At 71.7% G+C, this 14,415-nt stretch carries 11 protein-coding genes; 10 read left to right on the forward strand and 1 reads right to left on the reverse strand.

The genetic code is table 11. The features are described 5' to 3' along the window. Nucleotides 1–248 precede the first annotated feature (248 nt). The gene (locus J1M64_RS03420) at nt 249–725 is read left to right on the forward strand and encodes an SRPBCC family protein (protein ID WP_206472798.1); all 477 of its coding nucleotides are present in this window, start codon (nt 249–251) and stop codon (nt 723–725) included. A gap of 7 nt (nt 726–732) precedes the next feature. Continuing rightward, nucleotides 733–1,452, forward strand: coding sequence for a hypothetical protein (locus J1M64_RS03425; protein WP_206472799.1), 720 nt, complete (start codon nt 733–735; stop codon nt 1,450–1,452). A gap of 25 nt (nt 1,453–1,477) precedes the next feature. Here J1M64_RS03425 and J1M64_RS03430 read toward each other — a convergent pair whose 3' ends face one another. After that, a complete protein-coding gene (locus tag J1M64_RS03430) occupies nt 1,478–2,227 on the reverse strand; it encodes a hypothetical protein (RefSeq protein ID WP_241261060.1) in 750 nt (249 codons plus the stop codon). Nucleotides 2,228–2,307: 80 nt separating this feature from the next. Between J1M64_RS03430 and J1M64_RS03435 the strand changes: the two genes are divergently transcribed. From J1M64_RS03435 to J1M64_RS03470, 8 genes are all read left to right on the forward strand, one after another. Next, nucleotides 2,308–3,744, forward strand: a complete 1,437-nt coding sequence (locus tag J1M64_RS03435) for a M20/M25/M40 family metallo-hydrolase (protein ID WP_206472800.1) — start codon at nt 2,308–2,310, stop codon at nt 3,742–3,744. 102 nt (nt 3,745–3,846) lie between these two features. After that, entirely contained in the window at nt 3,847–5,034 is a 1,188-nt protein-coding gene (locus J1M64_RS03440; protein ID WP_206472801.1) for an alpha/beta hydrolase family protein, read from the forward strand. A gap of 51 nt (nt 5,035–5,085) precedes the next feature. Continuing rightward, complete coding sequence (locus tag J1M64_RS03445) at nt 5,086–7,392, forward strand: AAA family ATPase (protein ID WP_206472802.1); 2,307 nt, start codon at nt 5,086–5,088, stop codon at nt 7,390–7,392. 196 nt (nt 7,393–7,588) lie between these two features. After that, on the forward strand, nt 7,589–8,134 hold the full coding sequence (locus J1M64_RS03450; RefSeq protein ID WP_206472803.1) for a hypothetical protein: 546 nt from the start codon (nt 7,589–7,591) through the stop codon (nt 8,132–8,134). A gap of 132 nt (nt 8,135–8,266) precedes the next feature. Next, nucleotides 8,267–11,311, forward strand: coding sequence for a Na+/H+ antiporter subunit A (locus J1M64_RS03455; protein WP_206472805.1), 3,045 nt, complete (start codon nt 8,267–8,269; stop codon nt 11,309–11,311). Beyond that, nucleotides 11,308–11,937 carry a Na(+)/H(+) antiporter subunit C gene (locus J1M64_RS03460; protein ID WP_067719286.1) on the forward strand — a complete coding sequence of 210 codons (630 nt, stop codon included), beginning with the start codon at nt 11,308–11,310 and terminating at the stop codon, nt 11,935–11,937. The genes J1M64_RS03455 and J1M64_RS03460 overlap by 4 nt, the downstream gene beginning before the upstream one ends. Then, nucleotides 11,934–13,559, forward strand: a complete 1,626-nt coding sequence (locus tag J1M64_RS03465) for a Na+/H+ antiporter subunit D (protein WP_067719289.1) — start codon at nt 11,934–11,936, stop codon at nt 13,557–13,559. Before J1M64_RS03460 ends, J1M64_RS03465 begins: the two co-directional genes overlap by 4 nt. 1 nt (nt 13,560) lies before the next feature. Beyond that, complete coding sequence (locus tag J1M64_RS03470; protein ID WP_241261061.1) at nt 13,561–14,367, forward strand: Na+/H+ antiporter subunit E; 807 nt, start codon at nt 13,561–13,563, stop codon at nt 14,365–14,367. The last annotated feature ends 48 nt before the right edge of the window (nt 14,368–14,415 follow it).

A 14,415-nucleotide genomic window follows, 5' to 3' on the forward strand; every position in this document is an offset into this window, starting at 1 on the left:
GTGGTCAGCGTCGGTGCCCGCGACGGACGGTGCGGACCGTGTCGGATCCGCGCCTCACCTTGCGACCTCGGTTCTCAGATCTTGCTGGCACTCAGGGTAGCCGAGTGCCAATCGCTTTTCTAGCACTCGCCCCCGACGAGTGCAAAGGCCCGGACGGCTGATTCGCGCTCGACGAACGACCCTCATGTCGCCCGGCCCTGCCCTACCATCGAGACGCCGTCCCACCCGTTCGCCCGAAAGGCTCGTCAATGCCCACCGAACCCGCCGCAGCAGGCGCCATCGAGAGCTCCATCGAGATCGACGCCCCGCCGGCCCGGGTCTGGGAGGTCATCTCCGAGGTCCGCAACGCCACCCAGTGGAGCAGCCAGGCCTGGAAGATCTTCCCCCTCGGCGGCCGCACCGCCAAGGGCACGTGGGCACTGAACATCAACAAGCGCGGGCCGCTCCTGTGGCCCACGACCAGCCGTGTGGTGGAGTTCGAGCCCGGCCGCCGGTTCGCCAACCGCATCACCGAGAACACCACCATCTGGGTCTTCGACCTCGAGCCGACCCCCGCCGGCGGCACCCTCCTCACCGAGCGCAGGGAGGTCCCGGACGGGCTGACCTTCATCTCCCGATTCCTCACCGACAAGGTGTTCGGAGGACAGAAGTCGTTCACCAGCGAGCTGGACCGGGGCGTGTCCACCTCCCTGCAGCGGATCAAGGCGCTCGCCGAGCGGAGCTGAGGCCGGGATGGCCCGGGCCGCCGCGGCCCTCATCGCGGGCTCGCTCGTCGCGTCGCTCTCCGGCTGCGCCCTGTGGTCGGGCGACGGCGACGACGTCGACGCCCCCGCCCGCGAGCAGCCCGGGCCCACCCTGGCCGCCGGCCCCCCGCCGGCGGACTGGCAGGACGTCCGCAGCCCCACCGGGCTCGTGTACTCGGTTCCGCCGGGGTGGGAGGTCGGGGACCCGTCCGGGGTCGACGACGACGCCGGCGACCCCGGATCGGATTGGGGATCGGGCTACGTCACCACCGCCAACGCCATCGCCGACCGTGGCTACTGCCGGCTCGGGGGCCTGAGCTTCCGGACCCTGGTCGGCATCAGCGCGACGGCACTGCCGGGCGAGGCGCGTGAACAAGCCGAATCGGCGTCCCGGGCCATGGCGGACTCGATCGACCGACGGTTCACCCAGGCCGGTGCCGACGTCCCCGTGCCCGATGCCCGCAGCATCGGGGTCTCGGGGGTGCCCGCCTGGTACGTCTCGCTGCGCGGCGAGGTGCGTCCCCCGCGCAACGACTGCACCCCGCCGACCATCCGCTTCGACACCATCGCGGTGTCGACACGGGGCCCGGACGGCGCGCCCGCCTCGCTGGTGTTCGTGCTCATGTCCGACGAGGGCGAGCCCGGCGTCCAGCCCACGGAGACGATCGACGCCGTGGTGGCGTCGCTGCGCTACGACATCTCGGTGTGACGGTGCCCGGGCGTGGTCACCCGGTTCAGGCCGCGGTGGCGGAGTCGCGGCCGCCCTTCGCGGGATCGCCCCCGGCGGACGGTGCGATCACCTCGTCCGTCCGCGCGTCACGCGGCAGGAATTCCGCCCACCACTGGTCGCAGCGGGCCCACGCCCAGCCGGCGTCCGCCGCGGCGTCGGCCGCGTCGACCGGGACGGTCCGTCGGCGCACGGGGACGTCCGGCCCGTCCTTCGCCTGGATGAGCAGGCAGTCGCCAGACCGCTCGAAGCGGAAGCAGCGTTCGCCGTCGACCTCGAGCTCCAACCGGTCGCCGTCGATCAGGAGCTTGCCGATCAGCTGGCCCAGGAGTTCACGGGTGACCCACGGCAGCGTGCCGCGGGGTCGACCGCGCACCGCGTGGTCGGCGATCCCCGCGCCCACCATGGTGGGCCGACGGTGGACGTCGACATCAATGCGCTCGCGCGGGTCGGCCACCAGTCCCAGCTCGGGCGAGGTCACGCGGAGCTGGCGCGGGGCGGCGTACCGCATGACGGCGTTGACCACGAGTGGGCGGGTGATCACCTCGGGCCGGATGACCACGCCCACGCCGTCGATCTCCGGGCGCGAGCACAGAGCGCCGGTCTCGCCGATCGCCTCGGCCTCCGGGAACCGCTCCGACACCTCGTCGCACAGCGCCTCGAGGTCCGCCCGCACGCGTGCGGGCAACTCGTCGACGGAGGTGAGCTCGCGGAGCTCCTTCTCAGCAGGGGTGACGACGATCACAAAGCTACTCATGTGCACACCATACTTCATGCTGCGTTCACTTTCCGTTCATGTCGCCGAGTCGTGTCGGAGCGGGCAACTACTCTGTGCGCATGGCCGACTCCCCCGCGTTCGCTGACCCCCACGCCGATCTCGCCCCGCTCGCGGCCGCGGTCGCCGCCCAACTCGACCGGGCCCGCTCCGATCTCGCCGATCTCGTCGCCCTGCCGTCGGTGCACGACGCCGAGCCGGACGCCTGCGCGCAGGCCTGCGACCTCGTCCGCACCCTGCTCTCGGACCTGCCGATCCCGGGCCTGGGCCCGGACTCGGTCGAGGTGATCGAGACGTCCGACGGGTCGCGCGCGGTGTTTGCCCACCGCCCGGCCGCACCCGGCCGCCCCACCGTGCTGCTCTACAGCCACTACGACGTCCAGCCCTCCGGGGACCCGGGCGAGTGGACGTCCTCGCCGTGGGAACTGACCGAGCGCGACGGCCGGTGGTACGGCCGCGGTGCCGCGGACTGCAAGGGAAACCTCGTCGTGCACCTCGCCGCCCTGCGCGCCCTCGCCGCCCTGGGTGACGACGACGAGGTCGGCGACCCCGGGGCGGACCCGCTGGACGGCCTGGGGATCCGACTCGTCGTGGAGGGCTCCGAGGAGACCGGCGGAGGGGGCCTGGACGATCTCGTGGCGTCGCGGCCCGACCTGGTGGCGGCGGAGGCGATCCTCATCGCCGATTCCGGGAACGTCTCGGTCGGCACCCCCACGCTCACGACCAGCCTCCGGGGGATCGCCAACCTCGTCGTCGTCGTCGACACCCTGGAGGCCGGGGTCCACTCCGGACAGTTCGGGGGCGCGGCGCCCGACGCGCTCGCCGCCCTCATCTCCATCCTCGCCTCGCTGCGCGACCCCGCCACCGGCGCCACGACCGTCGACGGCCTGGACTTCACCGGCGAGTGGGACGGGCAGGCCTACCCCGAAGAGACGTTCCGCGCCGACGCCGGGATCCTCGACGGGGTGGAGGTCTCCACGGCGGCCCCGCTCGCGGACCTGGTGTGGTCACGGCCCGCGGTGACCGTGCTGGGGATCGACTGCCCGCCGGTCGAGGGGGCGATCGCCGCCGTCCAACCCCGAGCCCGCGCCCTGATCAACCTGCGCGTTCCACCCGGGATCGACCCGGTCGAGGCGCAGCGGCTACTCACCGCGCACATCGAGCGGCGCAGGCCGTGGAACGCCCGGGTGACGGTGGAACCCGAGGCCGTCGGCCACCCGTTCCGCTCGGTGCCGGCGGGCGGCTCGGACCCGGTCCACGACCTGCTCTCGCAGTGCCTGGTGCAGGCCTACGGTGCGGAGGAGGTCGCCGTGGTCGGCTCCGGCGGATCGATCCCGCTGTGCACCGCGCTGCAGCGGGCGCATCCCGACGCGAGCATCGCACTGTTCGGCGTCGAGGACCCCGCGGCCGCGATCCACTCCCCCGACGAGAGCGTCGACCCGCGGGAGATCGAGCGCATCGCACTGGCGGAGGCGGCGTTCCTGCAGCGCTACCGCTGAGCCCCCGGCCCGGAGAACCGGTAACGGTGTGATGCCCGTGGGCCGATACTGTCACCAGTGGCGGTTCGACCAGATCTCGGCTGCCCGGAAGAAGGAGCCGCCATGCCCGTTCCCGCACTCGCCCACCGCGTCACCCGCGCAGGCCGCGCCCTCCTCGCGACCGCTGCCGCCGCCGCACTGACAGTGGGGCTGCTCCCCGCCCCCGTGCAGGCGCAGGGGCTACCGGGGTCGATCAGCCCGGAGCAGATCGCCAACGGCGCTCTCGGCACCATCTCGCCGGAGAGCCTCAGTCAGCTCCTCTACTTCGGCAACCTGCCGGGCTCGTCCGGGTCATCGATGATGGGCATCGCCAACCGACTCGGATTCTCGCCCAACATGTTCGCCGGACCCCCGCCGCCGGCGCCCCAGCCCAACCCGAACATCACCGAGACGCGCGTCGTGAGCAAGGAGATCGACGGACGCTACGAGCGGTGGCTCATCGACTCGGCCGACATGAAGCGCGGGATCACCGTCGAGGTCTACCGCGCGCCGAACGGTAATCAGAACGCGCCGTTCCTCTACCTCCTCGACGGCGTCGGCTCCGAACTCCCCAGCGGCTTCATGCAGTGGGGCGCGGCAGAGCAGTTCGCGGACGAGAACGTCAACCTCATCATCCCGACCGGTGGCCAGGGTTCGATGTGGGCGGACTGGAACGAGCCCGACCCAGTGCTGGGCATCAGCAAGTGGGAGGCCTTCATCACACGCGACCTGCCCGCCCTGGTCGAACCCGAGGTCAGCACCAGCCGCAGCCGCGCGATCGGCGGGATCTCGATGGGCGCCGGCGCGGCCGTGACCATCGCCACCCGCCACCCCGATCTCTACCGGGCCGTCTTCGGCGTCTCGGGCTGCTACTCCACCGGCACGCTCGGTCAGATCCTCACCCGCTACACCGTGGAGAGCCGCGGCGCCACGCTGACCAACATGTGGGGCGAGCCGGGCAACGCTCAGTGGGCGGACCACGACGCGCTGATCAACGCGGAGGAGTTGCGCGGAAAGGCGATCTACCTCTCGTCCGGCACGGGCGTGGCCAACCCGGGCGACTGGGAGGACTACAACAACGACGCCGCCAACTTCGTCGCCGGCATGGCGCTGGAGCAGGCGACCGGGCAGTGCACACGCGCGGCGGACCGTCGCCTGCGCGAACTGCGCATCCCGGCGACGATCGACCACCTGCCCACCGGGCTGCACAACTGGTCCTACTACTCGCGTCAGATCCCCGTCGCCTGGAACGCCATTCGCGGCGCGCTGTAACCCCGCCGGGGCCGGAGGGGGTCCTGCGCTCGCCGCGATACGCTCACCTCCGTGAACTCCCGCCCGGATCTTGACCTGACCCTGCGTCTGTCGGCGTCCGCGGCCGATTCCCGACGGGGGATCGTCCGCGCACACCCGGAGGTGATCCTCGCGCTGGGGATGCGCGAGTGGGATGCCATCGAGATCATCGGCGCCCGCACCACGGGCGCCGTGGTCGCCGCCGCGGCCACGGGCGCGCCGAGCGGCGTGCTGGTGGTCGACGAGGTGGTGGCCGCCAACTGCGGCCTGGGCGAGGACGCGCGGGTGACCGTGCGGGCCGCGCAGGTGACGGGCGCGCAGTCCGTCGAGGTCCAGGGCCTCCCGCCGGCGGGCCGCGGTGTCGCCGAGCGGGTGCTGCGCTCGGCGCTGCTGGGCAAGGTGGTGCGCGTCGGCGACTCGGTCACGCTCATGCCTCGCGACCTCGGCCCCGACTTCCCCACCTCCGACACCACCCGCACCCTGCGCAACACCATGGGCGCGGCATGGAGCACCGAACTGCTCACCGTCACCGCGACCGTGCCGGACGGGATCGTCTCCATCCAGCCCACCACCGCGGTGGTGACCGAAGCGGGATCGACGACGAACACGGCCGGCCCGTCCGCTCCCGCCGCCGCGGGATCCCGCGGACCGGGGACGGCCGAACCCACCGGTGCCGGGCGCGGCGCCGTCGCCGGGCGCGGCGCCGTCGGCGGGGGCGTAGCCGGCCGAGGCGCGGTGGGCACGGATGTGGCCGACGGTTCCGCCATCACGGCCGTCGCGCGGGAGGACCTCGTGGGCGTCGCCGACCGGGCCGAGGTGTTGGAGCAGTGGCTCTCGCTCGCGCTGGACCGATCGGAGTTGCTGCGGACGCTGGGCGCGTCGCCGCACCTCGGGGTCCTGGTCGCCGGCCCTCCCGGCGTCGGCAAGGCGACGCTGGTCCGCTCCGTCGCGGGGGCCCGCCGACTCGAGGTGGTCGACGGGCCATCGGTCGGGGCCCTCGACCCCGCCTCGCGACTGGAGGCGGTCCGTGCGGCCGCCGAGCGAACCCGGGAAGGCGGCGGGATCCTGCTGGTCACCGACATCGACGCGCTGCTCCCCGCCGAGGCCGAGCCCGTGTCCACCCTGGTCCTCGACCGGCTCCGCTCGGTGGTCGCCACGCCCGGGTCGGTGCTGGTGGCGACGTGCGTGCACCCCGAGGCCGCCGACGCGCGACTGCGCGAGCCCGACGTCTGTGACCGCGTCCTGGACCTGCCCCTGCCGGACGCGGCCGACCGCGCGGCGCTGCTGGAGGTCATGCTCCGCGACGTCCCCACCGCCACGGTGGACCTCGCGGCCGTCGCCGACCGCACGCCCGGGTACGTCGCCGGCGACCTCCGGGCGCTCACCCGGGAAGCAGCCCTGCGCGCGGCCGGGCGGGCGTCGGGAGACGACGCCACCGCCCTCTCGTCCGCACGCCTCGAACAGGACGACCTCCTGGGCGCGATCAGCGTGATCCGGCCGCTGTCCCGGTCCGGCACCGAGGAGCTGAGCCTGGGATCGATCACCCTCGACGACGTCGGGGACATGGAGGAGGTGCGGCAGGCGCTCACCGAGACGGTGCTGTGGCCGCTGCAGCACCGCGACTCCTTCGAACGGCTGGGGGTGCAGCCGCCACGGGGCGTGCTGTTGTACGGTCCCCCGGGCTGCGGCAAGACGTTCGTCGTGCGGGCCCTCGCCGCGAGCGGGCGGCTGACGGTGCACATGGTCAAGGGTGCCGAGCTCATGGACAAGTGGGTCGGGTCCTCGGAGAAGGCCGTCCGCGACCTGTTCCGCAAGGCGCGTGACTCGGCGCCGTCGTTGGTGTTCCTCGACGAGATCGACGCGCTCGCCCCGCGGCGGGGCCAGTCCGGCGATTCGGGCGTCGGCGACCGGGTGGTGGCGGCCCTGCTCACCGAACTCGACGGTGCGGAGCCACTGGGTGATGTGGTCATCCTCGGCGCCACCAACCGGCCCGAGCTCATCGACCCCGCCCTGCTGCGTCCGGGGCGGCTCGAACGCCTGGTGTTCGTCCCCCCGCCGGACGCCGAGGCCCGCGCCGACATCCTCCGGGCCGCCGGCCGGGACGTCCCGCTGGCCGAGGACGTCGACCTGGCCGAGCTCGCGACCGACCTGGACGGGTATTCCGCGGCGGACTGCGCCGCCCTGCTCCGGGAGTCGGCGCTGACCGCGATGCGTCGCGACATCGACGCGGCCGAGGTCACCGCAGAGGACGTGGCGCGCGCCCGCCGCGCGGTCAGACCCTCTCTCGACCCCGTGCAGGTGGAGGACCTCCGGCAGTACGCCGAGCGTCGCGAGAGCTGAGCAGCGCGAGGGTGCCGCGCGCGGGGGCGGGGCGCCACGGGCTTGCCGGGATTCACGCCGGCGGCCTAGAGTGTCTGACCATGCGGAAGATTCTCGTAGTAACCGGACGTAACGGGGCCTGACAGACCGGCACCCCCGTTGCGTGGTTACTCCTTCTCGTCGGTCACCGCACCGACGCACGAGAAGCGAGAACACCATGTATCCCACCGCGAACCCCCCTCTCGGCCACCCTGCCACCTCCGCCACCCCCACGTGTCCCTTCACCGAGCGATTCGGTCGTCGACCGCCGCGCGGGTTCGCCGCCGAGGCCGCGGGGCTGGACTGGCGCACGCTGGTCGACACCTACGCCCCGTCGTCCGACCACTTCCATCTCGCGGACCTCTCCCGCCGCCCCCTCGGCCGGGGAATCACCGCCTACGAGGCGATCCTGGCCACCCGCGCGCCGGGGGACGCAGCCGGGGAGTTCACGGCCCACCGCCTGACCACCGAATCCTGTGGTGACCTCACCGCGATGTCGGACATGCTGGGGCGGGTCGGCGCACGCACGGAGATCGAGCAGTTCCACCAGTACGAGGGCCACCGGCACGGGGGCCACTCGTTCGGGGACACCGAGTCGTGGTGCACCATTCTGCGGGCCGGCTGCGGGCGGCGCGAGACGTGGGCCCTCGGGTTCGGCCAGACCTCCTCCGAGGCCTCCATCGCCGCACTCCTCAGCGCCGCCACCCGCCTTCACCTGCGCTGAAAGCGGGGCGGAAACACTGTTCTGTAAAGTGAAACCCGAAACCACGCCCCGGTCGACCACCGGCTTCCCGCCGTCTCGCGGCGGGTGCGTCCGCATGTCGTCGTCCGTTCGACGCAAGGAGAGGAGCCGCCGGTGATCGTGATCCTCGCGGCCCACGCCGTGGCCGCCCTGATCGCGATCCCGCTGGTGTTGAGGCTCGGCCGTCGCGCCTTCCCGCTCCTGGCGTTGGTCCCCGCCGCCGGCGCGGTCTGGGTGGCCGCGAACCTCGACCGGGTACCCACGGAGTCCATCCAGTGGGCTCCCGGCATCCACCTGGCGCTCGACCTGCGGATGGACGCCCTGTCCGCGCTGATGTCCCTCATCGCACTGGGTGTCGGTGCGTTGGTGCTGTTCTACTGCACCTGGTACTTCGACGACTCCGAACCGCGACTCCACCTGTTCGCCGCGGAGCTCGTCGCCTTCGCGGGCGTCATGTTCGGCCTGGTCGTGGCCGACAACATGATCCTGCTGTACATCTTCTGGGAGATCACCTCCGTTCTGAGCTTCCTGCTGGTCGGCCACTACGCCGAGCGGGCCTCGTCCCGGCGTGCCGCCACCCAGGCACTGCTGGTGACCACCCTCGGCGGCCTGGCGATGCTCGTCGGCATGATCATCCTGGCGCAGGAAGCCGGGTCGTACCTGCTCAGCGAGATCATCGCGGCCCCACCGTCGGGGCCCCTCGTCCACTGGGCTCTCGCCCTGGTCATCATCGGCGCGGCGAGCAAGTCCGCCATCGCTCCCCTGCACTTCTGGCTACCGGGGGCGATGACCGCCCCCACCCCGGTGAGCGCGTACCTGCACTCCGCGGCCATGGTCAAGGCCGGCGTCTTCCTCGTCGCGGCGTTCAGTCCCGGATTGTCCGGCTCGTCCACCTGGCAGCTGCCACTCATCGCCCTGGGCCTGGTCTCCCTGCTCATGGCCGGGTGGCGGGCGCTACGCGAGACGGACCTCAAGCTGGTGCTGGCCTTCGGCACCGTGTCCCAGCTGGGTTTCCTGCTCGTGCTGGTGGGCATCGGCTCCCGGGACACCATGCTCGCCGGGCTCACCATGCTGCTCGCGCACTCGCTGTTCAAGTCGTCCCTGTTCATGGCGGTCGGCGTGATCGACAAGACGACCGGCACCCGTGAGATCCGCGAGCTGTCGGGCCTCGGCCGCTCGCGGCCCGCACTGGCGGTGTTCTTCACCCTCGCCGCCGCCTCGATGGCCGGGCTCCCGCCCTTCCTCGGATTCATCGGCAAGGAGTCCGCGTTCGCCACCGTGCTGACCGAGGGCCGACTACACGGGATGCCCGCGATCGTCGTCACCGCGGGCCTCGTACTGGGCTCGGTGCTCACCTTCTCGTACACCGCCCGCCTGGTCATGGGCGCATTCCGGGACAAGCCGACCTTCCCCGACGGGATCAGCCCCGCGGTCGCCGACTCGAAGCCCGTCAACCCGATGTTCCTCTCGGTGCCCGCGGTCCTCGCCGTCGCCGGCCTGGTGCTCGGCCTGTGGTCGGCGCCCGTCGAGAACCTCCTCGTCCGGTTCGTCGATGTCGCGTTCCCGCCCGGCAGCCCGTGGCGCGGAGACGAGGCCTACCACCTGGGACTGTGGCCCGGCGTCGGCATCCCGTTGGCGCTCACGGCGGTCGTGTACGTGCTCGGAACCATGCTCTATGTCGCCCAGCGGACCGTCGAGCGGATGCAGTTCGAGTCGCCCGCGCTGGGTAACGCCGACCGCATCTACGACGCCGTCCTGCGCTTCTTCGACCTCCTGTCGCTGCGCCTGACCGCGAGCATCCAGCGCGGCTCCCTCCCGCTGACGCTCGGCATCATCCTGTTCACCCTCGTGCTGTTCCCGTTCGCGTCCCTCATGGTCGGCACCCGCGAGGGCCTGCGGATGGAGCTGGCGGGCAACCCGGTCGTGCTGTTCGTCATGATCCCCATGACCGTCGCCGCGATCGCCGCCACCGTCCTGCGCAACCGCCTCGCCGCGGTGATCAGCATGTCCGTCACCGGCTACGGCGTCGCCATCATCTTCGCCTTCCACGGCGCCCCGGACCTGGCCCTCACCCAGGTGTTGGTGGAGACGCTGCTGATGGTCGCGTTCGTCCTGGTGCTGCGCACGATGCCCGCCGAGGTCCCGTTGTCGGACGGCTTCCGCCGGACCCGCGCCTGGCTCGGCATCGGGGTGGGCCTGCTCGTGGTGATCGTCGGCGCCTACGCGATCAACGCCCGCCAGCGGCCCGCTGTGTCCACCGTCTTCCCGGACCTCGCCTACGACATCGGCAACGGTGCCAACGCCGTCAACGTCACCCTGGTCGACATCCGCGCCTGGGACACCCTCGGTGAGATCACGGTGCTGCTCGTCGCCGCCACCGGTGTGGCCAGCCTGGTCTTCCGCAACCGCCGCTACGGCTCGGGGCCCCGCCTCGCCGACGCCGGCAAGACGCGCTCCGGCCGACGGGGCATCGAGGCCGCCCGCATCGTCGTCGAGGCTCCCGGCGCCTCCCCCGGCCGCTGGCTGGTCGGGGCGACCGTCCGCGATCCGCGCGCCCGCTCCCTCGTCCTCGAGGTCACCACCAGGCTCATCTTCCCCACCATGATGATCCTGAGCCTGTTCTTCTTCTTCGCGGGACACAACAATCCCGGAGGCGGCTTCGCGGGCGGTCTCGTGGCGGGCCTGGCCCTCGTACTGCGGTACGTCGCCGGCGGCCGTTACGAGCTCGGGGAGGCCATCCCGATCGACGCCGGCCGGATCCTCGGATTCGGGCTCCTGCTGGCCGCCGGCACGGCCACCGCGTCCATGTTCTTCGGGGCGCCTCCCCTGTCCAGCGCCACCTTCGAGGGGACGCTCCCCGTGTTCGGGGACGTCAAGTTCGTCACGGCACTGTTCTTCGACGCGGGGGTGTACCTCATCGTCGTCGGTCTCGTCCTCGACATCCTCCGCAGCCTCGGCGCCCGACTCGACCTGGACGCCGAGGACCTCGAGGAACTCCGCGCCGTCTACGTCGACGCCACCGACTCGCCGTCCACCGCCTCCCTGCGCCGCGTCCCCGGCGTCGACGGCGCCGCACCGCGGTCCGATCTGGCCGCCCGCCGCGCCGCACGCCTGAAGGCCGCCGAGAACCAGGGCACGACGTCCCGGGGGATGCCATGACCGCCGACTTCGCACTGCTGCTCCTAGCCGGCATCCTCAGCGCCGCCGGCGTCTACCTGCTGCTCGAGCGGGCCATCATCAAGATCCTGCTGGGCATCATGATCCTGTCCAACGGCGTCAACCTGCTGCTGCTGGCGGCGGGCGGCGCGCCCGGGAACCCGCCCATCCGCGACCGGACCTGGGGCGGCAACGCCACCGACTCCGATCCGCTCGCCCAGGCGATGATCCTCACCGCCATCGTCATCACCGCCGGTGTCGGGGCGTTCATCCTCGCGCTGGCCTACCGCTCGTACCAGTTCACCACCGTGGACGAGGTCGCGGACGACGTCGAGGACACCAAGATCGCCCGACGCTCCCCCACCGACGCCTGGTCCGCTCCCGACCGTGACGCCTCCGACGACCACGCCACCGGTCAGCCCACCGAACTCGGTGACCACGTCGACTACGACGACGAGGACCTCGAGGAGGCCGAAGCCGAGGCCGCCGCCGAAGCCCGAGCGGAGGCCCGGGCCAGAGCCGAGGCCGACGCTCGCGCGGAGGCACGGGCCCGCGCCGAGGCGGAGGCCCGACGTATCGATCGACGCGTGAAGCGCAACAAGGACGCCGGAAAGGAGGAGGACCTGTGATCTCCCCCGAACTCTTCGGCTACCTCATCCCGTCGGTCGTCCTCGCCCCGATGCTGGCGGCCGCCCTCTGTCTGGTGGTCTCCCGCCGACCGCGGGTGCAGAACGTCATCACGATCGCCACCCTGACCGGGGTGTTGGTCATCTCCGGCATCCTGCTGGTGCTGACCGAACAACACGGGATGCACACCGTCCAGGTGGGAGGCTGGGACGCCCCGGTCGGCATCACCCTGGTCGCGGACCGGCTCAGCGCGCTGATGCTGTGCGTATCCGCCGTGATCCTGCTGACGGTCATCATCTACGCCGTCGGCCAGGGTGTCCGCGACGGTGACGGCGACCAGCCGACCTCGGTCTTCCTGCCCACCTACCTCGCGCTGGCCGCCGGCCTGAACGCGGCGTTCATCGCCGGCGACCTGTTCAACCTGTTCGTCGGGTTCGAGATGCTGCTGGCCGCGTCGTACGTGCTGCTCACGCTGGGTGCCAGTCAGGAACGTGTGCGCGCGGGCGTATCGTACACCGTTGTGTCGATGGTGTCCTCGATGGTCTTCCTGCTGGGCATCGCGCTGACCTATTCCGCCGTCGGAACGCTCAACCTGGCGCAGGTCGCCACCCGGATGGCCGAGGTCCCGGACGGCCTGCGGCACACCATCTTCGCCGTGTTCCTCGTGGCGTTCGGCATCAAGGCCGCCGTGTTCCCGCTGTCCACGTGGCTGCCCGACTCGTACCCGACCGCGCCCGCCCCGGTCACCGCCGTGTTCGCCGGTCTACTCACCAAGGTCGGCGTCTACGCGATCATCCGCTTCCACACCCTGGTGTTCCCCGGGGGCAGCATGGACGGCGTCCTCCTGGTGGCCGGCCTGTTGACGATGGTCGTGGGGATCCTCGGTGCGATCGCCCAGTCGGACATCAAGCGGATATTGTCGTTCACCCTGGTCAGCCACATCGGCTACATGATCTTCGGGGTCGCCCTGTCCACCGAGTCCGGGCTGAGCGCCGCGATCTACTACGTCGGCCACCACATCGTCGTGCAGACCACACTGTTCCTGGTCGTGGGCCTCATCGAACGGCAGGCGGGGTCGTCCTCCCTCCGCCGGTTGGGGTCCCTCGGCGTCGTCAGCCCGGTCCTCGCCGTCACGTTCCTCATCCCGGCGCTCAACCTGGGCGGGATCCCGCCGTTCTCCGGCTTCGTCGGCAAGCTCGCCGTGGTCCAGGCCGGCGCAGAGGTCGGCGGGGTCCTCATGTGGGTGCTCGTCGCCGGCGCCATGGTCACCAGCCTGCTGACGCTGTACGTGGTCGTGCGCGTGTGGTCCAAGGCGTTCTGGCGGCCCCGGGCGGACGCCCCCGAGGGCGCGATCGCGCTGGCCAAGCCGCTCGCACTGCTGCCGTCCGACGAGTACGTCGAGTTCGACGAGCGCGACGAGGTCGGGAGGATGCCGTGGAGCATGCTGGCCCCGACGTGGGCGCTCATCGTCGTCTCGCTTCTCATGACCGTCTTCGCCGGCCCGCTGCTCGCGGTCACCGACGGCGCCGCCGAGAGTCTGCGGGAGCGTGTCGAGTACCTCGTGACCGTCCCCACCGACGCCACACCCGAACGCTTCGTCGACTCCGTGACGGGGGTGCGCTGACATGGCCCGGAAGATGACGTTGGAGCCGCGGGTGCTCGGCGCCCGCCTGTTCATGACCCTGTGGCTGGCATTCGCCTGGGTCCTGCTGTGGGGCAGCATCGACATCGGCACCATCGCCGCCGGACTCATCGTCGCGACCGTGGTGATGGCCGTCCTCCCGCTCCCCCGCGTCCCCGTCGAGGGTCTGCTGCGGCCGGTGTCGATGGTGTGGCTGGTGCTCGTGGTGGCCTACTACCTGGTCCGCTCGTCGTTCGCCGTCGCCTGGCTGTCGGTCCGGCCCCAGGCTCCCCCACGCTCCGCCGTGCTGCGCGCCCCGATGCGGCTGAAGTCCGACTTCACCCTGGCCCTGGCCGTCAACACCCTCAACCTCATGCCGGGCGGCATCGTCGTCCGCGTCGATCCCGCGGCCCGCTACGTCTACATCCACGTACTGAACACCGGAACCGACGACGCCGTGGAGCATTTCCGATCCCAGACCGCGCACATCGAGGCGCTCTACCAGCGCGCCTTCGAACGCGACGAGGACTGGAAGCCGAGCCCGGAGCACTACTCGGCACCCGCCGACAGCGCCCCGACGACCGTGGGCACCGCGGACTCCGCGGAATCCGCACCCCACGCCGCTAACCAAGCCGCGCCAGTTCACACCGCCGCAGACCACCCCGCCGCAGACCACACCGACGCAGACGAGCCCGGAGCTGCACGAGTCGAAGCAGAGCAGGCCGAAACAGAGCAGGCCGAAGCAGAGCACTCGGCCCACCACGCGGACGACGCCGACGGCCCCGCCCCGGGACAGGAGGCCCCCCGGTGAACATCATCTCGCTCGTCCTCTGGAGCCTGGCCGTCATCGCGCTGACGG

The sequence above is a fragment of the Dietzia sp. KRD202 genome (genome assembly GCF_017168155.1).
In the GTDB taxonomy this organism is placed as follows: Bacteria; Actinomycetota; Actinomycetes; order Mycobacteriales; family Mycobacteriaceae; genus Dietzia; species Dietzia kunjamensis.